Origin of the sequence: Kitasatospora sp. NPDC001547 (assembly GCF_042894165.1) — a bacterium.
Taxonomy (GTDB): Bacteria; Actinomycetota; Actinomycetes; order Streptomycetales; family Streptomycetaceae; genus Kitasatospora.
Genome location: NZ_JBIAVL010000017.1, coordinates 40,533 through 64,193, shown reverse-complemented (window position 1 = coordinate 64,193; position 23,661 = coordinate 40,533). Strand labels below are relative to the sequence as shown.

Below are 23,661 nucleotides of genomic sequence, written 5' to 3'. Positions count from 1 at the left end.
GGTGCGGGACAGCATGGCAGGGGCCGCCGACAGCCGCCCGGGGCGGGGTGCCGCACCCCGCCCCGGAGGCGCCCGGCACCGGGTTCGACCGGGTTCAGAGGAGCGGCTCGGTGTCCCCGTGCGCGATGAGGAGCTTGCGCAGCAGGGCGTCCAGCCGGGTGCGCTCCTCCGCGTCGAGGGCCGAGAGGATGCGCTCCTCGTTCCGGACGTGGCCGGCCAGGGCGCCGTCGATCAGGTCCTTGCCGGCCGGGGTGAGGCGGACCAGGACGGCGCGGCGGTCGGTCGGGCAGGGGTTGCGCTCGACCAGCCCCTTGGCGGACAGCCGGTCGACCCGGTTGGTGATGGCGCCGGAGGTGACCATCGCGGACTTGAGCAGCGCGCGGGCGTTGAGCTCGTACGGCTCGCCGGAGCGGCGCAGGGTGGCCAGCACGTCGAACTCGGAGGAGTCCAGGCCGCATTCGGTGAAGTACTCGCGCAGGGCGTTGTCGACCCGGGCGTTGAGCCGTCGCAGCCGCCCGATCAGGGCCATCGGCCCGGCGTCCAGGTCGGGGCGGGCCCGGGCCCACTGCTCGACGATGTCGTCCACGGTGTCGCGCTGCTGCTGCATGTCCGTCGCCCTCCCGGAGCCGTCTGTCCGAAGTCGTCCGTCCGTCTGCCCTACGCAGATATCTTAACATTCACATACTTGACGTTCGCCGATCCTGGGCGTAGAAATATCTCAACGTTCAGATAATCAACGTTCAGGGGGACGTCATGGACCGCAAGCGCGCAGCGATCGCCGCCACCGCCGCTCTCGCCCCGGCCGCGTGGGGCACCACCTACCTGGTCACCACCCAGCTGCTGCCCGAGGGCCGCCCGCTGCTGCTCGCCGCGCTCCGCGCGCTCCCCGCCGGACTGCTCCTGCTGCTGATCGGCCGCCGACTCCCCAAGGGGCGCTGGTGGGGGCGCGCGGCCGTGCTCGGGATGCTCAACATCGGGCTGTTCTTCCCGCTGATGTTCGTCGGCGCCTACCGCCTGCCCGGCGGCGTGGCCGCCACCATCGGGGCGATCCAGCCGCTGCTGGTCACCGGCTTCTCGATCGGCGTGTTGCGGGTGCGGCCCGGCCGGCGGGCGGTGGTCGCCGGACTGGTCGGGGTCGGCGGAGTGGCCCTGCTGGTGCTCAAGAGCGGTGCCCGGCTGAACGGCGTCGGGATCGCCGCGATGGTCGCCGGGGTCGCGCTGATGGCCATGGGCACCGTCCTCACCCGCCGCTGGGGCCGCCCGGAGGGCGCCACCCTGCTCGACCTCACCGCCTGGCAGCTCCTGGCCGGCTCGGTCTTCCTCGTCCCGCTCGCCGCCGTCGTCGAGGGCGCGCCGCCCGCCCTGAGCGCCGCCAACCTGGCCGGCTTCGGCTACCTCGGCCTGGTCGGCACCGCGCTCGGCTACTTCCTCTGGTTCCGCGGCATCGAGCACCTCGGCGCCGGCCCGGCCTCGTTCCTGGGCCTGATCAACCCGGTCGTCGCCACCCTCGGCGGCCTCGTCGTCCTCGGCCAGACCCTGACCCCCTGGCAGGTGCTCGGCCTCCTCCTCGCCCTCGCCGCCATGCTCGCCGGCCAGGCCCCCGCCCGCCGCGCCGCGGCCCCGAGCCAGGCCCCCGCTCCGGCGCCGGTGCCGGCCGCGGCGCCGGTCCTCCCCGCCCCCCGGCGCGAACCGGCCGTCACCCGCTGACCGGCACCGTCCCGAACGCCCGCGCCCCCGCCGAAGTCCACGGCGGGGGCGCGGGCGTGCTGCCGACGGCCGACAGGGGCGCGCGGACGGGCCGCGGGCGGTGGGTCAGCCGGTGGCGCGGACGTAGATGTCGGCGGCGCCGGGGAGGCCGCCGGGGATGGTGGCCACATAGATCCGGCGGGCGGTGGGCGCGTGGCCGGGGAGGCCGGTGGGGCTCGGCGAGGCGGTCCAGGTCGGGGTGGGGGTCACGGCCGGAGCGGGGTCCTCGGGGGTGGGCTCCTCCAGCGCCGGAGCCGGGGCGACGGCGGGGGCCGGCTCGGCGGCCGGGGCCTCCGGGTCGGCGACGGTCGGGTCGGCGACGGTCGGATCGGCGACGGACGCCTCGGAGTCGGCGGTGAGCCCCCCGGAGTCGGCCGGGGGCTCACCGGGCTCCGTGGCGAGGCCGGGCGGGCCGCCGGGGTCGGCGGGATCGGCCGTCGGTGCCGGGCTCTCGGCGGCGGTCCCGGACGGAGCGGGGGAGGGGCCGACGGCCGGCGGCAGCGGGGACTCGGGGAGCTCCGGTGCCTCGGCCGGCTCGTCGCCGCCGAGGGCCGCGAGCAGGTCGGCCGGCAGCCGGGCGGCCGGGCCGGGTGAGGGCAGGTCGTAGGCGCTGAGGAAGTCGCCGAGGCCCGGGGCCCTGCCGCCGCCGAGGCGGTAGTGCAGGTAGGCGACCGGGGCGCCGTCGGAGGTGTGGGTGTAGACGGCGCCGACCGGGACGTAGAAGCGGCCGAGGCCGGGGTGCTGGGAGGGGTGGAGGCCGGCCAGGCGTTCGGCGCGGTCGCGGTCGGTCTCGCGGCCGACGCGGCCGGCGGTCAGCGTGTTGACGCCGCGCACCACCAGGGCGGCGGCGACGGACACGCAGAGCACCAGTCCGACGGCGACGGTGCGCCGCAGGACCGGGCGGCCGTGCAGGGCCGGCCACGAGTCGGTCACCATGCGCTCGGGTGGGATGCCGTCCACGGTTGTCTCGCTCCCCCGTTCGATCAGAACGCTCGATCAGGACGCCTGATCAGGACATTCGTTCCGGACGCCTGATCAGGACGTCACACTCTGCTCGACGTGGGACCGTAGCCCAGAGTTCCTCAGCCCAGGTAGGCGGGGGCGACCGCGGCCCCGGTGACCTGCCGCGCGCTGCCCGAACCGTCCGCCGGGACGGTCCACAGGTCGGCACCGTAGTCGCCGGGCAGCGCGTAGAGCAGGGTGCCGTCGCCGGACCAGAGCGCCTGGTCGTCGATGTTGCGCTGCTCGGCGGTGGCGGTCTCGGTCATGGTGGCGAGGTCGAGCACGTACAGCCGCCACGGGGAGTCGGCGGGCAGGCCGGGGACGCGCTTCTTGTACGCGACGCGGGTGCCGTCCGGGGAGAGCGAGGGGCACTCGACGTTGTCGTGCAGGGTGGTCAGGGTGCGGGCGGCGAGGTCGCCGCGGACGAGGTGGGTCCGCCCGGCGCTGGCGAGGGTGGCGTAGAAGGTGGTGTCGTCGGCGAAGGTGACGCCCCAGATGTTGACGTCGTGCGCCTGGTACGGGTGACCGTCCAGGACGACGGCGAAGTCCTCCAGGTTCTCCCGCAGATTCCAGTCCCGGACGTCCACGATCGAGGTGCGGGTGGAGAAGTCGCTGCCCGCGTAGGAGTCGCCGCTGACGAAGACCGTCCAGGCGGCGAGGTGCCCGGACGGGGAGACCCGCGAGCGGGTGGGGATGCCGGCCGCCGGGAACGAGCGGAGCTCGCGCAGGCGGTCGTCCAGCACCACGGCGCGGTAGGTGTCCTCCAGCGCGCCGTGCTGGGCCTGGAGGCAGACGCCGGTGCCGGCGGCGGCGTGGAAGCGCAGGCACTGGACGCCGGAGGCGGTGCGCGGGCCGTCCGGGTGGTCGGCGGCGACGGAGGTGACCTCGTCCCGGTGCGGGCCCCAGGCCATGTTGCGGAACAGCAGCCGTCGTCCGCCGTCGTGCGCCTGGAGGGACACCGGGCCGGACTCGACGGACGGCCCGCCGGGCTGGGCCCGGTCCCGGCGGGCCGTGCGGTCGGCGGCGTACAGGACGGCCCCGGTGCCGACCGCGCCGAGCAGCACGACGGCCACCAGCAGGATGATCACCCTGGTCCGGTTCCGCAGGTTCATCGGGTCTCCTCCTGGGTCTTGGCGGCATCGGGATCGGGCTGCCCGGCGGCGCTGGGCAGCCCGGCGTCGGGCTCGGGCTGCCCGGCGCCCGGCTCGGGCCGCCCGGCGTCGGACCGGGACCCGTCCGCGGCGGGTCCGGACGGGCGCAGCACCGCCGCCGCGCCGAGCACGCACAGCGCCAGCGCCCCCGCCGACCAGCCCAGCGCCGCCGGGCCGCCGACCACGCCCCACAGCGCGCCGAACAGCAGCGAGCAGGCGAACCGGGCCAGCGCCTGCCCGGTGCCGACCAGGGCCAGCCCGGCGCCGCGCTGCTCGGCGGGCACGGCGTCGGCGGCCGCGGCGGCGAGCACGCCGTCGGTCGCCGCGTAGAAGGTGCCGTGCAGCACCAGTACGCAGACCACCACCGGCAGCCCGCGCAGCGGGGAGAGCAGCAGCCCGTACGCGAGCAGCAGCACCCCGTGCCCGGCGAGGAAGAGCCGGTGGCGGCCGATCCGGTCGGCGAGCGCGCCGAGCGGGACGGCGAGCAGCAGGAAGGCGGCGGCGGTGCCCAGCGGCAGCAGCGGGAACAGGCCGACGGGCAGGTCCAGCCGGCGCTGGACGAGCAGGTAGAGGAAGGAGTCGCTGACGGTGGTGAGGCCGAGCAGGACGGCGCAGAGCGTCAACCGGCGCAGCCCCGGCAGCCGCAGCAGGGTGAGGCTGTCGCGCAGCGAGGGCGCGGAAGTCGACAAGTCGTCACCCTGCTGCCGGTTCGGCACGAACAGCAGCAGGATCAGCACGCCGAGCGCCGCGACGCACGAGCTGACCGTGAACACCGCGTCGTAGCCGTGCCGCTCGCCGCCGTCGGCGAGCAGCGGACCGCCGGCCAGCCGCAGCACCAGGAAGGCGGTGAGCGGGCCGAGCAGGGCGCCGGCCGTGTCCATCGCCCGGTGCACCCCGAACGCCCGGCCGCGGTGGGCGGGTTCGGTGGCGAGCGAGATCATCGCGTCCCGGGGCGCGGTGCGCAGGCCCTTGCCGGTGCGGTCGACGGCGATCACGGCACCGATCAGCGGCACGGTGTGGACGAACAGCAGCAGCGGCCGGCACAGCGCGGACAGCCCGTACCCGACGGCCGCGACGGCCTTGTGGCGGGCGGCCCCGTCGCGGCCGCGGCGGTCGGCGAGGTGGCCGCCGACCAGCCGGACCAGGGCGCTGAAGCCGTTCTGGATGCCGTCGAGCAGGCCGAAACCGAGCGGGGAGAGGCCGAGGCCGGTGAGCAGGTAGAGGGGGAGGACGGCGGTGACCATCTCGGAGGAGACGTCGGTGACCAGGCTGACCGCGCCGAGGGCGACGACCGCGCCGGGCACGGCGGCCCGTCGCCCCCGCCCGGCGGCCGGCCCGGCGGGGGTCGACGCGGTGGGGCCCGACGCGGCCGGGGCCTTCGAGCTGCGGGAGTCCGCGACGTACACGGGCGTCAGTTCCGGGATCCGGTGGCGCGGCCGGGGCGCGAGGGCGGGGTGGCGGCGGGGGCGCCGGGGGCGGGGGTCACGGGGGTGCGCGGTCGTGCGAAGGCCATGGGGTCCTCCGGAGGTCGGGGCTTCCCGGGCGGGAGCGCCGAGAACAGTAGGAGCGTCATGGTGTCGTGTACCGCACAACGCGGGTGAAGAACAGGCGAACAGCTGCAGTGCCCGGGTGGGCCCGCGACGGACCGGGGGCGACGGGAACGGCGTCGGACGTCACACCCGCCCCGCCCCGCTCCGCCCCGCCGGGAACGGCGTCGGACGTCACACCCGCCGCGATTGACCCGTTCCGGCCGGGCGTGGTGGGATCACCGGAGCTCGGGACGAAAGGGTGCGGCACGTGAGCGGACTGGTCGCCGTCGCCCAGCGCACCCTGGTGGTCGGCATCGGCGCGAGCAGCGGCGCCGAACGGACCGAGGTGCTGCGGCTGTTGACGGACACCCTCCGGGAGGCCGGACTGCCGCTCGCCGCCGTGGCCCGGCTGGCCACCGTGGCGGGCAAGGCGGGCCATCCGGCGGTGCGCTGGACGGCCGACCACCTCCCAGGAGTGCCGGTGGACGAGCATCCGCCCGAGGCGCTGGCGGGCGTGCCGGTGCCGAACCCCTCCCCCGCGGTCGGTACCGCCGTCGGCACCGCGAGCGTCGCCGAGGCGGCGGCGCTGGCCAGCGCGCCGGGCGGCCGGCTCGTGGTCACCAAGCGGAAGTCGGCACGGGCCACGGTCGCGATCGCCCGCTCCGCCGCGCCCGGCGCGAGCCCCGACGACCACCCGAACCGTCCGCCCGCAGCGGCACCGCCCACCCCCGGCACCGCCGGCACCGCCCGCACCGCCCCGCTAGGAGATCCCTCGTGACCGCCCCCGAACCCGACCTGCGCCACCACGGCGACGCCGAGGTCCGCGCCGACGGGCTCGGCCTGGTCGACCTCGCCGTCAACGTCCGCACCGGTACTCCCCCGGCCTGGCTGCGCGAGCACCTCGCGGCCACCCTCGGCGACCTCGCCGCCTACCCCGACCAGAGCGCCGCGCGCGCCGCGGTGGCCGCCCGGCACGCCCGCCCGGTCGAGGAGGTGCTGCTCACCTCGGGCGCCGCGGAGGCCTTCGTCCTGCTGGCGCGGGTGCTGACACCTCGTCATGTCGTCGTGGTGCACCCGCAGTTCACCGAGCCCGAGGCGGCCCTGCGGGACGCCGGACACCGGGTGCACCGGGTGCTGCTCTCCCCCGGGGACGGGTTCCGACTGGGCGCCGTCCCCGAGGCGGCGGACCTGGTCGTCCTCGGCAACCCGACCAACCCGACCTCCGTGCTGCACCCCGCCGAGGCCGTCGCCGCCCTGGCCCGGCCGGGGCGCACCCTGGTGGTGGACGAGGCGTTCATGGACACCGTGCCGGGCGAACGGGAGTCCCTCGCCTCCGTCCGGGGCCTGCCCGGCCGGGTCGTCGTGCTGCGCAGCCTCACCAAGACCTGGGGCCTGGCCGGGCTTCGGATCGGCTACGTGCTCGGGCCGGCGCCGCTGATCGCCGAGCTGGGCGCCGCCCAGCCGCTCTGGCCGGTCTCCACCCCGGCGCTGGCCGCCGCCGAGGCGTGCAGCGCCCCGGCGGCGCTCGCCGAGGCGGAGCGGGCGGCGGCCGAACTGGCGCTCCGGCGCGAGCACCTGGTGAAGGGCCTGGCCGCCTTCCCGTCCGTACGGCTGTACGGCGAACCGGCAGCCTCCTTCGTCCTGGTACGGCTGCCGGAGGCGGCGGCCGTCCGGCAGCGGCTGCGCGAGCACGGCTTCGCCGTCCGGCGCGGGGACACCTTCCCGGGGCTGGGCGAGGAGTGGCTGCGGATCGCCGTCCGGGACGAGGCCACCACCGACCGCTTCCTCGATGCCCTGGAGGCCGTGCTCGGTTCGGCCTGAACGCCGCGGGATCGGCCCTCCTCGCCGGCCCGCCCGACCGGCCGGACGGACGAGGAGGGCCGGACACGGCGCGTGGCGCGGGCCTACCGGACCCCGAGCGCCTCCGCCGCCAGGGCCGTGCCCCGCACCCGGGCCGCGATCTTGGCGAAGGCGGTGTCGCGCGAGGTCGAGGCGTCGTCGGCGAACGGCGAGAACCCGCAGTCGTCGGTGGTGCCGAGCTGGTCGACCGGGATGTACCGGGCCGCGGCCAGCACCCGGTCGCGCACCTCCTCCGGGCTCTCCACCCGGGGGTCGATCGGGTCGGTCACGCCGACGAACACCCGGATCCCCGGGCGCAGTTGATCCGCGATGACGGCGAGGACGCGCTCGGGGTCGGCCTCGCTCGCCAGCTGCACGTAGAAGTTGCCGACCTTGAGCCGGAAGAGCCTGGGCAGCAGCTCCGCGTAGTCGACGTCCAGGCTGTGGGTGGAGTCCTGGTCCCCGCCCGGGCAGGTGTGCACGCCGAGACGGGCCCGCTCCTCCTCGGTGAACCGCTCCAGCACCTGGTTGTTGAGGGCCACGAAGTCCTCCAGCAGGCCACCCGACGGGTCCAGCTTGAGTGACAACCGCCCCTCGGTGAAGTCGAGTTGGACGACGTGGGCGCCCGCGTCCAGGCAGCCGCGGATGTCGGCCTCGGCCTCGGCGGTGAGGTCCCGCAGGAACTCCTCGCGCGAGTACCCGTCGATGCCGTCGGCCGGGTAGAGCAGGCTGAGCGCCGAGGGCGCGATCACGGCCTGCTTGACGGGCCGCGCGGTGTGGCGGCGGGCGTCGCGCAGATAGCTCTCGGCCCGGACCTGGTACCGGAAGGGGCCGGCGGTCAGCCGCGGCAGCTGCCGGGTGTGCCCGTCGGCGAAGGGGATGACGGCGCCGTCCCCGGCGAGGGAGGCCAGCCCGGCGAGGGGGTAGGTGACGAAGCTCGGCTTGGCCTGCTCGCCGTCCACCAGGACGGGGCACCCCAGCTCCTCCAGCTTGGCCAGCGTGTCGGCGGTGGCCTCGTCCTGCAGCTTCTTCAGATCGGTGTCGGAGAGCCGCCCTTCGGCGTGCTCGGCGAGGGCGTCCAGCAGGATGCGCGGCCGCGGGATGCTGCCGATGGGCTCCGTGATGATGGTCATGAGTGGACGTTAGAAAGGGTGGTGCCGGGTCCACAATGGGGCGCGCGGCGCACTCCCCCCGGCCCATCACACCTTGCGCGCCCCCACGCCCCCGGTTCACGCCCCCGTCGCAGCACTAGCGTTCGGCCCACTCCCGCAGCCTGGCGAAGTCCTTGGCCAGCAGCCCGATCCGGGGGTTGACGTGCAGGGCGAGCGCCGGCCCGGGGTGGTGGGCGGTGATCCACTCCTGGTCCCGCGGGCCGAGTTCGTCGTCCACCCAGACGAACGGGCGCCCGGCGGCCCAGGCGACCACGTCCCTGGTCTTCCAGTGCAGTCCGTCCGGGTTCACGCCGAACAGGTCGGTCCAGCGGATGTACGGCAGTTCGGGCAGGCCGATGTGCGGCCCTATCAGGGTGTTCGCCTCGCCCATCCACCCGGTGGCCCACACCAGTTCGTACGGCAGCGCCAGCAGCTCCTCGCCGTGCGACGGGTTCAGCCAGACCCGCAGCGGCTTGACCCGGACGGCGGGCGGCTTGGCGTGCCTGGCGCGCGTCGCCTGCCGCGCCTGGACCGCCGCCAGGTGCTCCTGCTTCGCCACCCACCAGGACGGGCGCAGCCGGTGGGTGGCGTAGCCCTCGGGCTTCCGCTTCGGCGCGGCGTAGGGGTTGAGCGGTCCGTCCACGTCGAGGAGGAGCAGGGGCTGCTGGGTCATGCCTTGAATTCTCGGCCCGGCGGAGACGCTTGACCAGCGGTTCGCGGGTCACGATCGGGCCCCGTACCGGGCACCGGGGAACGCCCGCAGGCCCCGTCCCGGGTCGGGAGGGGGCCTGCGGCGTGCTGCGGGTGCACCGCGGTGCGGTGCGGGTGCCGGGTGCGGCGGTGGATCAGACCTGGCCGGCCTTCTCCAGGGCCTCGCAGCAGGTGTTGATCAGGAGGCGGGTGACGACGTAGGGGTCGACGTTGGCGTTCGGGCGGCGGTCCTCGATGTAGCCCTTCTTCTCCACCTCGACCTGCCACGGGATGCGCACGGAGGCGCCGCGGTCCGAGACGCCGTAGCTGTAGACGTTCCACGGGGCGGTCTCGTGCTTGCCGGTCAGGCGGGACTGGATGTCGTCGCCGTACTGGCTGACGTGCTCCAGCACCTTCTCCTGGGAGGCGCCGAGCGACTCGCAGGCGGTGATGATGGCGTCGTAGCCCTCGCGCATCGCCTTGGTGGAGAAGTTGGTGTGGGCACCCGCGCCGTTCCAGTCGCCGCGGGCCGGCTTGGCGTCGAGGGTGGCGTCGATGCCGAACTCCTCGGCGGTGCGGTAGAGCAGGTACCGGGCGATCCACATGTCGTCCGAGACGCTCAGCGCGTCGACCGGGCCGATCTGGAACTCCCACTGGCCGGGCATGACCTCGGCGTTGATGCCGCAGATGGCCAGGCCGGCGTCGATGCAGCGGTCCAGGTGCAGCTCGACGATCTCGCGGCCGAAGACCTCCTCGGCGCCGACGCCGCAGTAGTAGCCGCCCTGCGGGGCCGGGAAGCCGCCCTCCGGGAAGCCGAGCGGGCGGGAGCCCTTGAAGAAGGTGTACTCCTGCTCGATGCCGAAGATCGCCTCCTGGGAGGCGTACTTCTCGGCGACCTCGCGCAGCAGGGCGCGGGTGTTGGAGACGTGCGGGGTGCCGTCCGTCTCCAGGACCTCGCAGAGCACCAGGATGTGGTCGCCGCCGCGGATCGGGTCCGGCACCACCTTCACCGGGTCCAGCACGCGGTCCGAGGCGTGGCCCTCGGCCTGGCTGGTCGAGGAACCGTCGAAGCCCCAGGTCGGGATCTTGTCGGCGTTGGGCAGGACGCGAGTCTTGGAACGGAGCTTCGCGGTCGGCTTCGTGCCGTCGATCCAGATGTACTCGGCCTTGATTGCCACGGCGTGTCCCTCGCATTGCTGGGTGGTGGGTGCCCGCGTAGCGTCGCAAGCCGCCGTTTCCCGGTTGTTCCTCTCATGTAACACGCAGGTGAACCAACCGTCCGCATTGGCACGGTCACGGTGCGGGAGTGCCGGGGGCGGCACTCCCGCCGCTCCGGGTGCCGCCGGTGACGGCACCGGCGTGGTCAGTGACGACGGGCGTGCGCGGCGCGACGGCGCCGGGTGGCCCACAGCGCGGCCGCTCCGCCCGCGACCAGGGCACCGGCCCCCGCGGCGAGCGGCCCGGTGGCGCTGCTGCCGCCGGTGGCGGCCAGCTTCTCCGCCTTCTCCACCGCGGCCTGCGGGACGGCGGTGCGCGAGGCGGTGGTGTCGGCGACGGGCTGGGCGGCGGCCGCGCTGGTGGGGGCGGCGCCCGGGGTGGCCGGGCCGGACGGGGCGGCCGCCGGCGCGGAGGGCTTCTCGCAGCTCACCGAGGCGACGGTGATCTTCCCGGTGACCTTGGCGACGTTCAGGTTGAGCGGGTTCACCTCCACCTGCACCTCCAGGGCCGAGGCGGCGGCGGTGGTCGTGGTGACGGTCTTCTTGGAGAACTCCACCGAGACGCTGCCGATCAGCGGCACGTCCACCTTGGTCGGCCCGTACAGCCCGACGGTGACCGGCTTGCCGAGCACGCTGAGCCTGACCGGCGCGAGGACGTCGGCGGTCGGCCGCCCGTCCACCGGGCAGGTCGCCTCGGCGCTCATCGCCTCCAGGCCGAGCAGCGCGGTGGCGGGCAGTCCGGGGGCGTGCACGTCGGCGTTGACCAGCTTGACGGAGGCGGTGGCGCCCTTGGCGTCGACGCGGGTCACCGACTTCCCGACGTCGGCCTTGACGAGCTCGACCGGACCGGTCTGGTCGACCCCGGCCACCGTGGCCGTCAGGACGGAACTGTCGCGTTGGGCCGGCGACTCCACCTTGTTCAGCGCGATGTTCACCGGGACGTCCACCGCCTTGTTCAACAAGCTGACGTCCAGGTCGAGTTCGGCGGTGACGGCGCGCGCCTTACCGGGCGACGGGGCGGGCTCGGCGGCGTGGACCGGAGCGGCGGTGAGCAGTGTGCTCGCCGCCACGGCGGTGGCCGCGGCGGCGGAAACGATTCGGCGAGAAGACATGGCGATACCCCCACACAGATGAAACGATGAGCCGCCAGTCTTCTCGAACAATCCGTCACATGAGTAACACAGAAAGTCATTTCACCCGTTGGAGTGAGATTGGCGTTCTGCGCTTACGCACCTCTGCTACGGCAGCCGCCAGTCCACCGGCTGCGCCCCCTGCCGCACCAGCAGCTCGTTGGCCCGGCTGAACGGCCGCGAGCCGAAGAAGCCGCGGTCGGCCGACATCGGGCTGGGGTGGACCGACTCCACCGACGGGACGCTGCCCAGCAGCGGGCGCAGGTTGCGGGCGTCGCTGCCCCACAGGATCGCCACCAGCGGCCCGCCGCGCGCCACCAGCGCCCGGATCGCCTGCTCGGTGACCGCCTCCCAGCCCTTGCCCCGGTGCCCGCCGCTCTTGCGCGGCTGGACGGTGAGCACCCGGTTGAGCAGCAGCACGCCCTGGTTCGTCCACGGGGTGAGGTCCCCGTTGGAGGGCTGCGGCAGGCCGAGGTCGGTACCGTACTCCCGGTAGATGTTGATCAGGCTCGCCGGGATCGGCCGCACCTCCGGCGCCACCGAGAAGCTGAGCCCGACGGCGTGGCCGGGGGTGGGGTACGGGTCCTGCCCGACGATCAGCACCCGCACGTCGGCGAAGGGCTGCTGGAAGGCGCGCAGCACGTTCGGGCCGGAGGGCAGGTAGGTACGGCCTGCGGCCAGTTCGTTGCGCAGGAAGTCGCCCATCGCGGCGACCCGTCCGGCGACGGGTTCCAGGGCGGCGGCCCAGCCGGGCTCGACGATCTCGTTCAGTGGACGCGGTGCCATGGTCGCCACCCTATCGGCCTACACCGACAGGGCTTTCAGCGGATGATCATGCGATCGACGCCGGTCGGGAGGGGTCCGCGGCCGTCCGGCCGGCCCCCGCGGCGACCCGGCCGGCCGCTCCCGCGACCCCCGGCGCGGCTACCCGACCGGCCGCCCCCGCAGCACCACCAGCCGCGGGTCCGCGAGCACCCGGACGTCCGCCCGGGGGTCCTGGGCGTACACCACGAAGTCGGCCGGCGCGCCCTCCTCCAGCCCCGGCCGCCCCAGCCACGCGCGCGCCCCCCAGCTCGCCGCCGACAGCGCCTCGGCCGGGCTCAGCCCCGCCCTGACCAGCTCCGCCACCTCGTCCGCGACCAGCCCGTGCGCCAGCGAGCCGCCCGCGTCGGTGCCGACGAACACCGGGATGCCGGCGTCGTGCGCGGCGCCCACGGTGTCGTACCGGCGCTCGTGCAGCCGCCGCATGTGCGCCGACCAGGCCGGGAACTTGGCCTCGCCGCCGGCCGCGAGGTCCGGGAAGGTGGCGATGTTGACCAGGGTCGGCACGATCGCCACCCCGCGCTCGGCGAAGGCCGGGATCAGCTCCTCGGTCAGCCCGGTGGCGTGCTCGACGCAGTCGATCCCGGCCGCCAGCAGGTCCGGCAGCGACTCGGCGGAGAAGCAGTGCGCGGTGACCCGGGCGCCCTCCTCGTGCGCGGCCGCGATCGCCTCGGCCAGCGCGTCCCCGGGCCAGCAGGCGGCGAGGTCGCCGCGCTCGCGGTCGATCCAGTCGCCGACCAGCTTCACCCAGCCGTCGCCGCGCCGGGCCTCGGCCCGGACGTAGGCGGCCAGGTCCCCGGGCTCGATCTCGTGCGCGTAGTTGCGGATGTAGCGGCGGGTGCGGGCGATGTGCCGCCCGGCCCGGATGATCCGGGGCAGGTCCTCGCGCTCGTCGATCCACCGGGTGTCGGCGGCCGAGCCGGCGTCGCGGATCAGCAGGGTGCCGGCGTCCCGGTCGGTGAGCGCCTGCTTCTCGCTGGTCTCGGCGTCCACCGCGCCGTGGGCGTCCAGGCCGACGTGGCAGTGCGCGTCCACCAGACCGGGCAGCACCCAGCCGGTCACCGTCCGCACGTCCCCGGCGGTCGGCGGGCGGGTGAAGCTCACCCGGCCGTCCACCACCCAGAGTTCGTCCCGGACGTCCTGCGGACCGACCAGCACCCGACCCCGCACGTGCAGCACCGCGCCATCGTTCATGGCCGCACTCTACCGACGGGCGGGTGCCGTGTAAGCAGTCACGATGCGGCAGACTCGTTTCCGCACCCCACCCCGCGAAAGGCGATCAAGACGTGAGTCCCTTCCTCGACCTGCCCCCGCTCAGCGCCGCCGAGTTCGCGGCGATCGAGGACCGGGTGGCCGCGCTGCTGCACACCGGGGCCGACGTGATCGTCACCCAGGGGGAGGCGCTCCTGCCCCTGGAGGCCGCCATCCGCGGCGCCGCGCACCCCGGCTCGACCGCCCTCAACATCGTCACCGGCCCGTACGGCCAGACCTTCGGCAACTGGCTGCGCTCCTGCGGGGCGGAGGTCGTCGAACTCGCCGTGCCCTTCGACGGCGCGGTGAGCGCCGAACAGGTGGCCGAGGCCCTGGACGCCCACCCGGAGATCGACTTCGTCTCCCTGGTGCACGCCGAGGCCGCCACCGGCAACACCAACCCGGTCGCCGGGATCGGTGCCGCGGTCCGCGAGCACGGCGCGCTGCTGATGCTCGACGCGGTGGCCTCCGTCGCCGCCGAGCCGCTGCTCACCGACGAGTGGGGCGTCGACCTGTGCGTCATCGGCGGCCAGAAGGCGATGGGCGGCCCGGCCGGGGTCTCCGCCGTCTCCGTCTCCGAGCGCGCCTGGGAGCGGATCGCCGCCAACCCGGCCGCCCCGCGCCGCTCCTACCTCTCGCTGCTGGACTGGAAGGAGCGCTGGACCGACGCCGGCCGCGCCGTCCTGCCGCACGCCCCGGCCCAGTTGGAGATGCTCGCGCTCGGCGCCTGCCTGGACCGGATCGCCGCCGACGGCCTGCCGGCCGTGATCGCCCGCCACCGCGCCGCCTCCGCCGCCACCCGGGCCGGCGTCCGCGCGCTCGGCACCCTGGCCCCGTACGTCGTCGAGGACGCCCACGCGGCGCCGGTCGCCACCACCGTGCGCACCCCGGACGGCGTGGACGCGACCGCCCTCGCCGCGCGCCTCGACCCGGCCCTGCCGGTCCAGCCGGGCGGCGGCGCGCTGGCCGGCTCGATGCTGCGGGTCAACCACTACGGGCGGGCGGCCGCGCTGGACACCGTCCGCGCCTGCCTCACCGGCCTCGCCGCCGCCACCTCGGCCGACCCGGCGCCCGCCCTGGCCGCCGCCGAGGCCGCCTGGAGCGCGACCGTCCGGGCCTGAGCCGGGGCACGGCGGTCCGGGCCGGGCCGGCGCGCGACCGTTCGGGCCCGGGCCGGAACGCGACCGTTCGGGCCCGGCGGCCCGGGGCAGCCGGCACCACGCGCGGCAGCGGCCCTCGGAGGACGTCCTCCGAGGGCCGCTGCCGTGTCCGGGTGTCAGTGCCCGTTGACGCCCACCACCTCGACGCCGCGGATGTTCCGCTCGATCTCCTCCGCCGGCAGCGCGATCGCCAGCGCCCAGTAGTAGACGACCAGCGAGAACACCACCACGACGACGATGTCCCACCAGAGCGGCAGGTTCCCGCGCGCGCCCACGCCGAAGGTGCCCTGCCAGGAGATCAGGCCCATCCCGATCAGGTAGACCGGCAGCCACTGCCCGGCCCGGAAGTCCATCCGGGGCGCGTTCGGCACCCCCTTGGAGCGCGCGTACCAGGAGTACCCGCCGAGCAGCAGGTAGCCGATCACGATCGCCAGGCCCAGCCGCCACAGGGTGTCCCAGCCGGACCAGTAGATGACCAGGCTGGCCACCGCGAAGGCCAGCGGCGAGATCACCGCGCCGCCGGGCAGGTGGTACGAGCGCTCCATCTTCGGCAGCCGCTTGCGCAGCACCCCGAAGGCCAGCGGGGCGCCCGCGTACATCAGCACCACCGCCGAGGTGATGAAGCCGACCAGCCGCTGCCAGCTCGGGAAGGGCAGGAAGCAGATCACCCCGGCCGCCCAGGCGATGAGCAGGCCGAGCCAGGGCACCGCGCGCCTGTCGGTGGACTGCAGCGCCTGCGGCGCGTAGCCGTTGCGGCTCAGGCCGTAGGTGACCCGCGAGCTGGAGGTGATGTAGACCAGCCCGGTGCCGGCCGGCGAGACGACCGCGTCGATGAACAGCACGGTGGCCAGCCAGCCCAGGCCGATCAGGGTCGCCAGGCCGGCGAACGGCCCGCTGATCCCGGGGTAGTCGAGCGCGCTCCAGCCCTGGGCGAAGGTCTCCGGCGGCAGCGCGCCGATGAACACCACCTGGAGCATCACGTAGACGATCGTGCCGATCACCACCGAGCCGAGCACCGCGCGCGGGATGTCCCGGCGCGGGTTGCGGCTCTCCCCCGCCCACTGGATGGCCTGCTCGAAGCCGAGCAGCGCGAAGATCACCCCGCTGCTGCTGATCGCGGTGAGCACGCCCTTGGCGCCGTCCGGCGCGAAGCCGTGCACGTCGAAGTTGGAGCCGTGGAACTCGGTGAGGCCGAGCGCGAAGATGGCCAGCACCGGGACGGCGACCTTCCACACGGTGGCCGCGCTGTTGGTGTGCGCGAGCAGCCGCACGCCGAGGAAGTTGATGGCGACGAACAGCCCGAGCAGCACGGCGGCGACCACGAAGCCGGTCCCGGTGAGGGTCAGGTCGTCGTGCAGCAGGCCGCGCGCCCAGGTCCAGTGCCGGGCGTAGTTGATCATCGCCTGCACCTCGATCGGCGCGATGGTCGCGGCCTGCAGCCAGGTGAACCAGCCGAAGGACATCCCGGCGAACCCGCCGAAGGCGTAGTGCGGGTAGCGGGCCGTGCCGCCGGCCACCGGGAACAGCCCGCCCAGCTCGGCGTGCACCAGCGCCAGCAGGATGATCGCCACCGCGCCGATGCCCCAGGACAACAGCGCGGCCGGCCCGGCCGCCACCGCCGCCTTCTGCGCCCCGAACAGCCAGCCGGAGCCGATGATCGCGCCGACCGAGGCCCAGAGCAGTCCGATGACACCGACCTCGCGCCGCAGCGCGGTGTGCCCCGAGCCGGGCGGATTGGATGAGGAATGGGCCATGGCCGATCGCCTCTCGAAGCAGGAGGAAGTCCTCCGACAGTGCCGCAGCGCCACCGCCGCCCCGCCCCGAAACGCCCCGCGTCCCGCGCCCCTCACTCGAACAGCCGGTCGCAGGCGCCCGCCGGCACAGTTCCCGAAGCGTTCACCCGTCCGGCACGTGGAACTCACCGGAGGCAGGCAGGCTCCCGGATAGAGCCCGAAGTTGGCTATACAACTTCAGGCCTTACGACAGCCGCAGTGCCGCCGAGGAGGAGACCGTGACCGAGCTGCCGCCGTACTGGCTGCGCGACAACTGCCCGTGCCCCGAGTGCCGGGACCCGCGCAACGGGCAGAAGCTGTTCCGGATCGGCGACCTGCCGGACGGCCTGGCGGTCGCCGGGAGCACGGAGGCCGACGGGCACCTGGAGGTGCGCTGGTCGGACGGGCACCGCTCCCGCTACCCGCTGGAGTGGCTCGACCGGGCGGACGGCGACGACGGACGCACCGAGCACGGCAAGCGGCTCTGGACGGCCGCGGACTTCGCGGCCGGCCTCCCCGGGGCGCGGTGGGAGGCCTACCTGGACGACCCGGCCGAGCGGGCCGCGGTGCTGGCCGCCGTACGGCGCGACGGCTTCGCCGTGCTGCGCGGGGTGCCGGCCGTGGAGCGGCAGGTGCTGCGGGTCGCGGAGAGCTTCGGGTACGTCCGGGTCACCAACTACGGGGAGCTGTTCGACGTCCGGGTCGAGCCGGACCCGAACAACCTCGCCTTCACCAGCGCCGCCATCGCCCCGCACACCGACAACCCGTACCGGGACCCGGTGCCGACCCTCCAGCTGCTGCACTGCCTGGAGAACTCGGCGACCGGCGGCGACTCCGGGCTGGTGGACGGGTTCCGGGCCGCGGCGGTCCTCCGGGAGGAGGCGCCGGACGCGTTCGAGGTCCTCACCCGCACGCCCGTCCCGTTCGTCTTCCGCGACCGCCGCACCGAGCTGCGCGCCGACCGGCCGCTGATCGAGGTGGACCCGCGGGGCCGGATCCGCGAGGTCAGGTTCAACGACCGCTCGATCGGCACCGTCCGGGGGATCGGCCCGGACGACCTGGACGCCTTCTACGCCGCCTACCGCCGCTTCGCCGCGATCACCCTGCGCCCCGGCCTCCGGCTCGCCTTCCGCCTCGGCCCCGGTGACTGCCTGGTCTTCGACAACACCCGTCTGCTGCACGCCCGCACGGCGTTCCAGCAGGACGGCCACCGGCACCTCCAGGGCTGCTACGCCGACCTCGACGCGCTGAACAGCACCCTCGCCGTGTTGCACCGCCGCGCCGCCGCCCTGGACACCATCGCCGAGCTGTTCGCCGGCGAGGGCGCCGGGGAGTACCTGGGCGAGGAGGTCACCATGGCCGAGCACATGCTCCAGGCCGCCGCTGCCGCCGAGGCCGCCGGGGCGCCGGCGCACCTGGTCGCCGCCGCACTGCTGCACGACGTCGGGCACTTCCACGGCGCCCTGCGCGGCCGGGACCTGATGGACGGCCGGGACAACCGCCACAGCGACTCGGGGGCCGACTGGCTGGCCCAGTGGTTCGGCCCGGAGGTCACCGAGCCGGTCCGGCTGCACGTGGCCGCCAAGCGCTACCTGTGCGCGGTCGAGCCCGGGTACCGGGAGCGGCTCTCCGCGGCCTCCGCGTACACGCTGGAGGTCCAGGGCGGCCCGATGGACGAGCGGCGGGCCGCCGCCTTCGCCGAACTCCCGGGCGCCCGGGACGCGGTGGCGGTACGGCGCTGGGACGAGCGGGCGAAGGTGGCCGGCGCCCCGGTGCCGGGCTTCGAGCACTACCGCCCGCTGCTCGCCGCGCTCATGCGGTGAGGACGCCGGCGCGGCGCGGGGGCCGGCTCAGTCCAGCTCCCGCGCGTGCCGCGAAAGGGCCGAAGTGGCAAGGGAGTTGTGCACGCTGAACGCCACCGTCCCGGGCAGGTAGCGGTCCTGGGACCACTCCACCGGCGTGCCCGTCGGGTCGGTCGTGCGGCGCCGCTCGCGCAGCAGCGGACCGCCCCGGCGGCAGCCGAGCAGCCGGGCGTCCTCGGCGTTGGCCGGGACGATGTCGATGGTGTGGTCGGCGTCGGTGAACAGGATGCCGTGCTCGCGCAGCACCTCGGTGTGCGAGACCACGTCCGGCGGCAGCTCGGCGACGATCTCGCCCACCCGCGGCGGGTAGACGGTGCGTTCGACCATCACCGGCGTGCCGGACAGCGTGCGCAGCCGGACGATGACGTACACCTCGGCGCCCGGTTCCAGGCGCAGTTGCTCGCGCTCGGCGGCGTCGGCCGGGCGGCGCACCAGCGAGTCCAGGATGCCGCCGGGCTCCTCGCCCATCGAGTACGCCCAGTGCGTGAAGCTGAGCAGTTCGGAGAAGCTCTGCACCCGGGCGCCGCCGAGCACCACCCGGCGGGTGCCGCGGCGGGAGGTGACCAGCCCGTCGGAGCGCAGCACGGCGAGCGCCTGGCGGACGGTGCCCCGGGAGACGCCGTACTGCTCGGCCAGCGCGCCCTCGGCGGGCAGCCGGCCGGCCTCGCCGAACGCGCCGGTGGTGATCGCCTCGCGCAGGTCGGCGGCCACCTTCCGGTACAGCGCGCCGGGGCGCTCGGCCGGGCTCTCCCCGGCGGCCGAGGGGCCCCCGGCTGCCGGGCGCCCCTCGGCCTCGGGGCGCTGGGGCTCAGTTGCCACGTCAGTCAATGTCCCTCCTGGGGCGGTGTCCTGCGCAGCCGTACCGGCGCGGACAGCCCGACCTTATCCCGCTGCGCCTTCGAAGCATCGCACCGAACGGATCGCGCTCCGATGGCCGGTTTCCACCGTTCCCGCAGCCGACCCCGGCTCTGGGCCGTCCGTTCACCTTCCCGTCACCGGGCTCCGGCGTACTTACTGCCGTCAGCGAAGTTGGCTAGTCAACTCGGACGACGTCGATCGATCGCTCACCCGGCCGGTCCGCCGCCCTTCGCGAGACGCAAGCCCGCGGGCCCCCCGCGAACGCCCCTCGCAGTACGCCCCCTCAACAGGAGACCTCCCCGTGACCGTGCACCGCGCCCGCGCCGCCGCCTTCGCGGCCGTCCTGACCGCCGCCGCGCTCTCCCTCACCGCCTGCGGCTCCGCCGGTTCGAGCGCCAAGTCCGGCGACACCGCCAAGGGCGGCGCCAAGGACGCCAGGACGGCCACCTCCGCCGCCGACTTCGGCGGCATGGACGGCCTGGTCGCCGCCGCCAAGAAGGAGGGCAAGCTGCACGTCATCACGCTGCCCCGGGACTGGGCGAACTACGGCAGGATCATCGACAGCTTCAAGGCGAAGTACGGCATCGAGGTCGAGGAGGAGAACCCGGACGGCTCCAGCCAGGACGAGATCAACGCGATCAACTCCCGCAAGGGCCAGGACCGCGCCCCCGACGTGGTCGACCTGGGCAGCGCCTTCGCCCTCCAGGCGGTCAAGGACGGCATCCTCGCCCCCTACAAGGTGGCCACCTTCGACAAGGTGCCGGACACCATGAAGGACGCGAACGGCGCCGCCGTCAACGACTACGGCGGCTACGTCTCCATCGGCTGCGACGCCAAGAAGATCGCCAACTGCCCGAAGACCTTCGCCGACCTGCTCAAGCCGGAGTACAAGGGCCAGGTCGCCCTCAACGGCAACCCGACCAAGTCCGGCTCGGCCTTCGGCGGCGTCTACGCGGCCGCACTCGCCAACGGCGGCTCGCTGGACGACATCCAGCCCGGCATCGACTTCTTCGGCAAGCTGAAGCAGTCCGGCAACTTCAACCCGGTCGAGTCGACCCCGGCCACCATCGAGAAGGGCGAGACCCCGATCTCGATCGACTGGTCCTACCTGAACGCCGGCTACACCGACGAGTTCAAGGACAAGGGCGTCGACTGGAAGGTCTCCATCCCGGTCGACGGCTCCTACGCCCAGTTCTACAACCAGGGCGTCAACAAGTGGGCCCCGCACCCGGCGGCCGCCCGCCTGTGGCAGGAGTACCTGTTCAGCACCGAGGGCCAGAACCTCTTCCTCGGCGGCTACGCCACCCCCTCCACCTTCGAGGCGCTGAAGAAGGACGGCACCCTGGACGCCCCCGCGGCCGCCAAGCTGCCCACCGTCGAGAAGCCGTTCACCACCTTCCCGACCGTCGACCAGATCAACGCGGCCAAGAAGGTCGTCACCGAGAACTGGACCAAGGCCATCGCGGGCTGACACCCGCGCCGCGCACCGCACTTCGGGCTGAGAAAAGGCACTCATGACCACGGCTCCCACCCCGGTGCCGACCACCCCCGCCGCCACCTCCCCCGGTGGCGGCGCGGGGGCGTCCGCCACCGCCACGACCTCCCCCGCCACCACCGCGCCCACCCCGCGGCGCCGCCCGCTCGCCCGCCTCGGCGGCGCGTCCTGGCTGGCCGCCGTACCGCTGCTGCTGTTCTTCCTGATCGGCTTCGGGCTGCCCACCGTCGCCATCGTGATCGGCGCGTTCACCACCTCCAGCGACGCGGAGACCGGCGCCGGGCAGTTCACCTTCGACAACCTGACGGCCTCCGTGCAGGGCGGTTACCGGACGGCCATGCTGAGCAGCCTCAAGCTCTCCGCGCTGACCGCGCTGCTCGCCACCGCGCTCGGCCTGCCGCTCGCCCAGGCCGTCGTCACCTCCCGGCACGGCTGGCTGCGCCAGGCGGTACTCACCGCCTCCGGCGTGCTCGCCAACTTCGGCGGCCTGCCGCTCGCCTTCGCGTTCGTCGCCACCCTCGGCAACGCCGGCGAGATCACCAAGCTGCTGCACCTCACCGACCACGGCTGGTCGCTGTACTCCTTCACCGGCCTGACGATCGTGTACCTGTACTTCCTCGTCCCGCTGATGGTGCTCACCATCACCCCGGCCCTGGACGGCCTGCGGACCCAGTGGCGCGAGGCGGCCCAGAACAACCGCGCCACCACCCTCCAGTACTGGCTGCACGTCGCGCTGCCGATCCTGCTGCCCTCCCTGCTCGGCGGCTTCGTGCTGCTCTTCGGCAGCGCCTTCGCCGCGTACGCGACGGCCGCCGCCATGGTCGGCGCGACCGTCCCGCTGGTCAGCCGCTCGATCGCGGACGCGCTCTCCGGCAACGTCCTGGTCGGCCAGGGCAACCTCGCCCTCGCCCTCAGTCTCAACATGATCGTCGTGGCCGTCCTGGTGATGGCCGTGTACCTCCCCCTCCAGCGCCGGAGCGCCCGATGGCTCAGCTGACCACCCCCGCCCGCCCCGGCCGCCGCACCGTGCGCTGGTGGCGCGGCGCCGTGCTGCTGCTCGCCGGCGTCTACTTCCTCGTCCCGCTCGCGGCCTCCTTCTGGTTCTCGATCGACGACCCCAAGGGCCTCAGCCTCGACGCCTACACCGGGCTGCTCTCCGCCCCCGGCTTCCTGGACAGCCTCTGGCTGACCCTCGGCCTCGCCGTGGTCACCGTGGTGGTGCTGCTGCTCCTGCTGGTCCCGGCGCTGATCGCCGTCCGGCTCGGCTCGCCGAAGCTGCGCCCGGTCATCGACGTGCTCTGCACCCTGCCGCTGGTCGTCCCGCCGGTCGCGCTGACCGCCGGCCTCATCGGCGTGCTCCGCTGGGGACCGGACTACCTGATGGACACCCCGTTCTTCCAGACCTTCGTGTTCGTCCAGGACCCGGACTTCCCGCTGGTGCTGGTCATCGCCTACGTGCTGATGGCCCTGCCGCTCGCGTACCGCGCCCTGGACGCCGGCCTGCGCTCGATGGACGTGCGCACCCTGGTCGAGGCCGCCCGCAACTGCGGCGCGAGCTGGCCGCGCGCGGTGTTCACCGTCGTCCTGCCGAACCTGCGCGGGGCCCTGCTGAACGCCTCCTTCCTCACCCTGGCCCTGGTGCTCGGCGAGTTCACCGCCGCGTCGATCCTCGGCTTCCAGCCCTTCCCGGTCTGGATCTACTCGGTCGGCAACAGCCAGGCCCACATGTCGGTCGCGGTCTCCATCCTGAGCCTGCTGCTCACCTGGCTGCTGCTGCTCCTGCTGGCCACCGCCGGGCGCGAGCGCCACGCCAAGACCGCCACCTCCTGAAACCCCCCGGAGTCACCAGTCATGACCACGGCCACCGCCATCGCCGACGGCGTCACGCTCTCCCCCGGCAGCGCCACCGTCGAATTCCGCTCCCTGCGCCGCGCGTTCGGCGCCACCACCGCCCTCGACGGCCTGGACCTGACCGTCCGCCCGGGCGAACTGCTCGCCCTGCTCGGCCCGTCCGGCTGCGGCAAGACCACCGCGCTGCGCATCCTGGCCGGCTTCGAGCAGCACGACTCGGGTGAGGTCCTGGTCGACGGCCGGGACATCACCGCGATCCCCGCGCACAAGCGCGACGCCGGCATGGTGTTCCAGTCCTACAGCCTCTTCCCGCACCTGACCGCGCTGGACAACGTCGCCTTCGGGCTGCGGATGCGCGGCACCGGCAAGGCCGAGCGCCGCAGGCGGGCCCAGGAGCTGCTGGAGCTGGTCGGCCTGCCGCACCGCGCCGAGCACTACCCGCACCAGATGTCCGGCGGCCAGCAGCAGCGCATCGCGCTCGCCCGCGCGCTCGCCCTCCAGCCGCGCGTCCTGCTGCTGGACGAGCCGCTGTCCGCGCTGGACGCCAAGGTCCGCCTCCAGCTGCGCGAGGAGATCCGCCGCCTCCAGCAGGAGCTGGGCATCACCACCCTGTTCGTCACCCACGACCAGGAGGAGGCGCTGTCGATGGCCGACCGGGTCGCGGTGCTGCGCGCCGGGAGGCTGGAGCAGTGCGCCGCCCCGTCCGAGCTGTACGGCCGGCCGGCCACCGCCTTCGTCGCCGAGTTCGTCGGCACCATGAGCCGCATCCCGTGCACCCGGACGTCGGACGGCGTCGAGGTGCTCGGCCGCCGGCACCCGGTGGACGGCGCGATCCCGGCCGACGGCGAGCTCCAGGTGCTGGTGCGCCCGGAGAACGTCCTCCTGGCGCCGGCCGAGGACGGCCCCGCGCTGGTGGTCACCGCGTCCTTCCTGGGCGCCGTCACCCGGCTCACCGTCCGGCTGGACGACGGCACCGAGGTCAAGGCCGACCTGCCCACCGAGGCCGCCGCCGCGCTGCCGGCCGGCGCGCGGGCCGCGCTCACCCTGCCGGACCGCCCGGTCCTGGTGGACCGCCGCGCCGCCTGAGAGCCTCGTACCTCCCCGCTCCGTCCGAAGAACCACCGGAAGAACCACC

The 23,661-nt window shown here is 74.4% G+C and carries 21 protein-coding genes; 9 read left to right on the top strand and 12 right to left on the bottom strand.

Annotated features, from left to right (window positions below; all coding sequences use genetic code 11):
• Positions 1-94: 94 nt before the first annotated feature.
• Positions 95-607 carry a MarR family winged helix-turn-helix transcriptional regulator gene (locus tag ACFY0X_RS27390; protein ID WP_387758412.1) on the bottom strand — a complete coding sequence of 171 codons (513 nt, stop codon included), beginning with the start codon at positions 605-607 and terminating at the stop codon, positions 95-97.
• Positions 608-753: 146 nt separating this feature from the next.
• Here ACFY0X_RS27390 and ACFY0X_RS27385 point away from each other — a divergent pair, with 146 nt between their 5' ends.
• On the top strand, positions 754-1,707 hold the full coding sequence (locus ACFY0X_RS27385; protein WP_387758410.1) for an EamA family transporter: 954 nt from the start codon (positions 754-756) through the stop codon (positions 1,705-1,707).
• 105 nt (positions 1,708-1,812) lie between these two features.
• On the opposite strand, the gene ACFY0X_RS27380 is transcribed toward ACFY0X_RS27385, so the two are convergent.
• The 3 genes from ACFY0X_RS27380 to ACFY0X_RS27370 form a co-directional block, all read right to left on the bottom strand.
• Positions 1,813-2,706 carry a hypothetical protein gene (locus ACFY0X_RS27380; RefSeq protein ID WP_387758408.1) on the bottom strand — a complete coding sequence of 298 codons (894 nt, stop codon included), beginning with the start codon at positions 2,704-2,706 and terminating at the stop codon, positions 1,813-1,815.
• A gap of 122 nt (positions 2,707-2,828) precedes the next feature.
• On the bottom strand, positions 2,829-3,860 hold the full coding sequence (locus ACFY0X_RS27375; RefSeq protein WP_387758407.1) for a TolB family protein: 1,032 nt from the start codon (positions 3,858-3,860) through the stop codon (positions 2,829-2,831).
• Positions 3,857-5,305: an MFS transporter gene (locus tag ACFY0X_RS27370; RefSeq protein WP_387758405.1), complete on the bottom strand. Its 1,449-nt coding sequence runs from the start codon at positions 5,303-5,305 to the stop codon at positions 3,857-3,859. Before ACFY0X_RS27370 ends, ACFY0X_RS27375 begins: the two co-directional genes overlap by 4 nt.
• 391 nt (positions 5,306-5,696) lie before the next feature.
• Between ACFY0X_RS27370 and ACFY0X_RS27365 the strand changes: the two genes are divergently transcribed.
• Together ACFY0X_RS27365 and cobC are read left to right on the top strand one after the other, a co-directional pair.
• Positions 5,697-6,206, top strand: a complete 510-nt coding sequence (locus ACFY0X_RS27365; protein ID WP_387758403.1) for a cobalamin biosynthesis protein — start codon at positions 5,697-5,699, stop codon at positions 6,204-6,206.
• Positions 6,203-7,249 carry an Rv2231c family pyridoxal phosphate-dependent protein CobC gene (cobC, locus tag ACFY0X_RS27360; protein WP_387758402.1) on the top strand — a complete coding sequence of 349 codons (1,047 nt, stop codon included), beginning with the start codon at positions 6,203-6,205 and terminating at the stop codon, positions 7,247-7,249. Before ACFY0X_RS27365 ends, cobC begins: the two co-directional genes overlap by 4 nt.
• 83 nt (positions 7,250-7,332) lie before the next feature.
• On the opposite strand, the gene ACFY0X_RS27355 is transcribed toward cobC, so the two are convergent.
• From ACFY0X_RS27355 to ACFY0X_RS27330, 6 genes are all read right to left on the bottom strand, one after another.
• The gene (locus ACFY0X_RS27355) at positions 7,333-8,400 is read right to left on the bottom strand and encodes a cobalamin-independent methionine synthase II family protein (RefSeq protein WP_387758400.1); all 1,068 of its coding nucleotides are present in this window, start codon (positions 8,398-8,400) and stop codon (positions 7,333-7,335) included.
• Positions 8,401-8,515: 115 nt separating this feature from the next.
• Positions 8,516-9,091, bottom strand: coding sequence for a hypothetical protein (locus tag ACFY0X_RS27350; protein ID WP_387758399.1), 576 nt, complete (start codon positions 9,089-9,091; stop codon positions 8,516-8,518).
• Positions 9,092-9,263: 172 nt separating this feature from the next.
• Entirely contained in the window at positions 9,264-10,286 is a 1,023-nt protein-coding gene (gene glnII, locus ACFY0X_RS27345) for a glutamine synthetase (protein WP_387758397.1), read from the bottom strand.
• A 185-nt stretch (positions 10,287-10,471) separates the two neighbouring features.
• Entirely contained in the window at positions 10,472-11,437 is a 966-nt protein-coding gene (locus ACFY0X_RS27340) for an SCO1860 family LAETG-anchored protein (protein WP_387758396.1), read from the bottom strand.
• Between the two features lie 126 nt (positions 11,438-11,563).
• The gene (locus ACFY0X_RS27335; protein ID WP_387758394.1) at positions 11,564-12,241 is read right to left on the bottom strand and encodes a uracil-DNA glycosylase; all 678 of its coding nucleotides are present in this window, start codon (positions 12,239-12,241) and stop codon (positions 11,564-11,566) included.
• Positions 12,242-12,379: 138 nt separating this feature from the next.
• The gene (locus ACFY0X_RS27330) at positions 12,380-13,471 is read right to left on the bottom strand and encodes an amidohydrolase family protein (protein ID WP_387758393.1); all 1,092 of its coding nucleotides are present in this window, start codon (positions 13,469-13,471) and stop codon (positions 12,380-12,382) included.
• A gap of 92 nt (positions 13,472-13,563) precedes the next feature.
• Between ACFY0X_RS27330 and ACFY0X_RS27325 the strand changes: the two genes are divergently transcribed.
• Entirely contained in the window at positions 13,564-14,649 is a 1,086-nt protein-coding gene (locus ACFY0X_RS27325) for a pyridoxal-phosphate-dependent aminotransferase family protein (protein WP_387758391.1), read from the top strand.
• 155 nt (positions 14,650-14,804) lie between these two features.
• On the opposite strand, the gene ACFY0X_RS27320 is transcribed toward ACFY0X_RS27325, so the two are convergent.
• Positions 14,805-16,442 carry an APC family permease gene (locus ACFY0X_RS27320; RefSeq protein WP_387758390.1) on the bottom strand — a complete coding sequence of 546 codons (1,638 nt, stop codon included), beginning with the start codon at positions 16,440-16,442 and terminating at the stop codon, positions 14,805-14,807.
• Between the two features lie 257 nt (positions 16,443-16,699).
• On the opposite strand from ACFY0X_RS27320, the gene ACFY0X_RS27315 reads away from it, so the two are divergent.
• Positions 16,700-18,283, top strand: coding sequence for a TauD/TfdA family dioxygenase (locus tag ACFY0X_RS27315; RefSeq protein WP_387758388.1), 1,584 nt, complete (start codon positions 16,700-16,702; stop codon positions 18,281-18,283).
• Positions 18,284-18,310: 27 nt separating this feature from the next.
• On the opposite strand, the gene ACFY0X_RS27310 is transcribed toward ACFY0X_RS27315, so the two are convergent.
• A complete protein-coding gene (locus ACFY0X_RS27310) occupies positions 18,311-19,141 on the bottom strand; it encodes a GntR family transcriptional regulator (protein WP_387758387.1) in 831 nt (276 codons plus the stop codon).
• A gap of 340 nt (positions 19,142-19,481) precedes the next feature.
• Here ACFY0X_RS27310 and ACFY0X_RS27305 point away from each other — a divergent pair, with 340 nt between their 5' ends.
• From ACFY0X_RS27305 to ACFY0X_RS27290, 4 genes are read left to right on the top strand one after another with little or no spacing between them, the layout of a single operon-like run.
• On the top strand, positions 19,482-20,651 hold the full coding sequence (locus tag ACFY0X_RS27305) for an ABC transporter substrate-binding protein (RefSeq protein WP_387758386.1): 1,170 nt from the start codon (positions 19,482-19,484) through the stop codon (positions 20,649-20,651).
• Between the two features lie 43 nt (positions 20,652-20,694).
• Positions 20,695-21,672 (top strand): ABC transporter permease, encoded by a 978-nt coding sequence (locus tag ACFY0X_RS27300; RefSeq protein WP_387758385.1) that lies wholly within the window; start codon positions 20,695-20,697, stop codon positions 21,670-21,672.
• Positions 21,660-22,505 carry an ABC transporter permease gene (locus ACFY0X_RS27295; RefSeq protein WP_387758383.1) on the top strand — a complete coding sequence of 282 codons (846 nt, stop codon included), beginning with the start codon at positions 21,660-21,662 and terminating at the stop codon, positions 22,503-22,505. The genes ACFY0X_RS27300 and ACFY0X_RS27295 overlap by 13 nt, the downstream gene beginning before the upstream one ends.
• A 21-nt stretch (positions 22,506-22,526) precedes the next feature.
• A complete protein-coding gene (locus ACFY0X_RS27290; RefSeq protein ID WP_387758382.1) occupies positions 22,527-23,612 on the top strand; it encodes an ABC transporter ATP-binding protein in 1,086 nt (361 codons plus the stop codon).
• Positions 23,613-23,661: the final 49 nt, after the last annotated feature.

Bases quoted from the DNA above. Each gene is read 5' to 3' on its own strand.
- ACFY0X_RS27390 (WP_387758412.1), bottom strand. From the start codon at position 607: ATGCAGCAGCAGCGCGACACCGTGGACGACATCGTCGAGCAGTGGGCC.
- ACFY0X_RS27385 (WP_387758410.1), top strand. From the start codon at position 754: ATGGACCGCAAGCGCGCAGCGATCGCCGCCACCGCCGCTCTCGCCCCG.
- ACFY0X_RS27375 (WP_387758407.1), bottom strand. From the start codon at position 3,860: ATGAACCTGCGGAACCGGACCAGGGTGATCATCCTGCTGGTGGCCGTC.
- ACFY0X_RS27355 (WP_387758400.1), bottom strand. From the start codon at position 8,400: ATGACCATCATCACGGAGCCCATCGGCAGCATCCCGCGGCCGCGCATC.
- ACFY0X_RS27350 (WP_387758399.1), bottom strand. From the start codon at position 9,091: ATGACCCAGCAGCCCCTGCTCCTCCTCGACGTGGACGGACCGCTCAAC.
- ACFY0X_RS27340 (WP_387758396.1), bottom strand. From the start codon at position 11,437: ATGTCTTCTCGCCGAATCGTTTCCGCCGCCGCGGCCACCGCCGTGGCG.
- ACFY0X_RS27335 (WP_387758394.1), bottom strand. From the start codon at position 12,241: ATGGCACCGCGTCCACTGAACGAGATCGTCGAGCCCGGCTGGGCCGCC.
- ACFY0X_RS27330 (WP_387758393.1), bottom strand. From the start codon at position 13,471: ATGAACGATGGCGCGGTGCTGCACGTGCGGGGTCGGGTGCTGGTCGGT.
- ACFY0X_RS27320 (WP_387758390.1), bottom strand. From the start codon at position 16,442: ATGGCCCATTCCTCATCCAATCCGCCCGGCTCGGGGCACACCGCGCTG.
- ACFY0X_RS27300 (WP_387758385.1), top strand. From the start codon at position 20,695: ATGACCACGGCTCCCACCCCGGTGCCGACCACCCCCGCCGCCACCTCC.
- ACFY0X_RS27295 (WP_387758383.1), top strand. From the start codon at position 21,660: ATGGCTCAGCTGACCACCCCCGCCCGCCCCGGCCGCCGCACCGTGCGC.
- ACFY0X_RS27290 (WP_387758382.1), top strand. From the start codon at position 22,527: ATGACCACGGCCACCGCCATCGCCGACGGCGTCACGCTCTCCCCCGGC.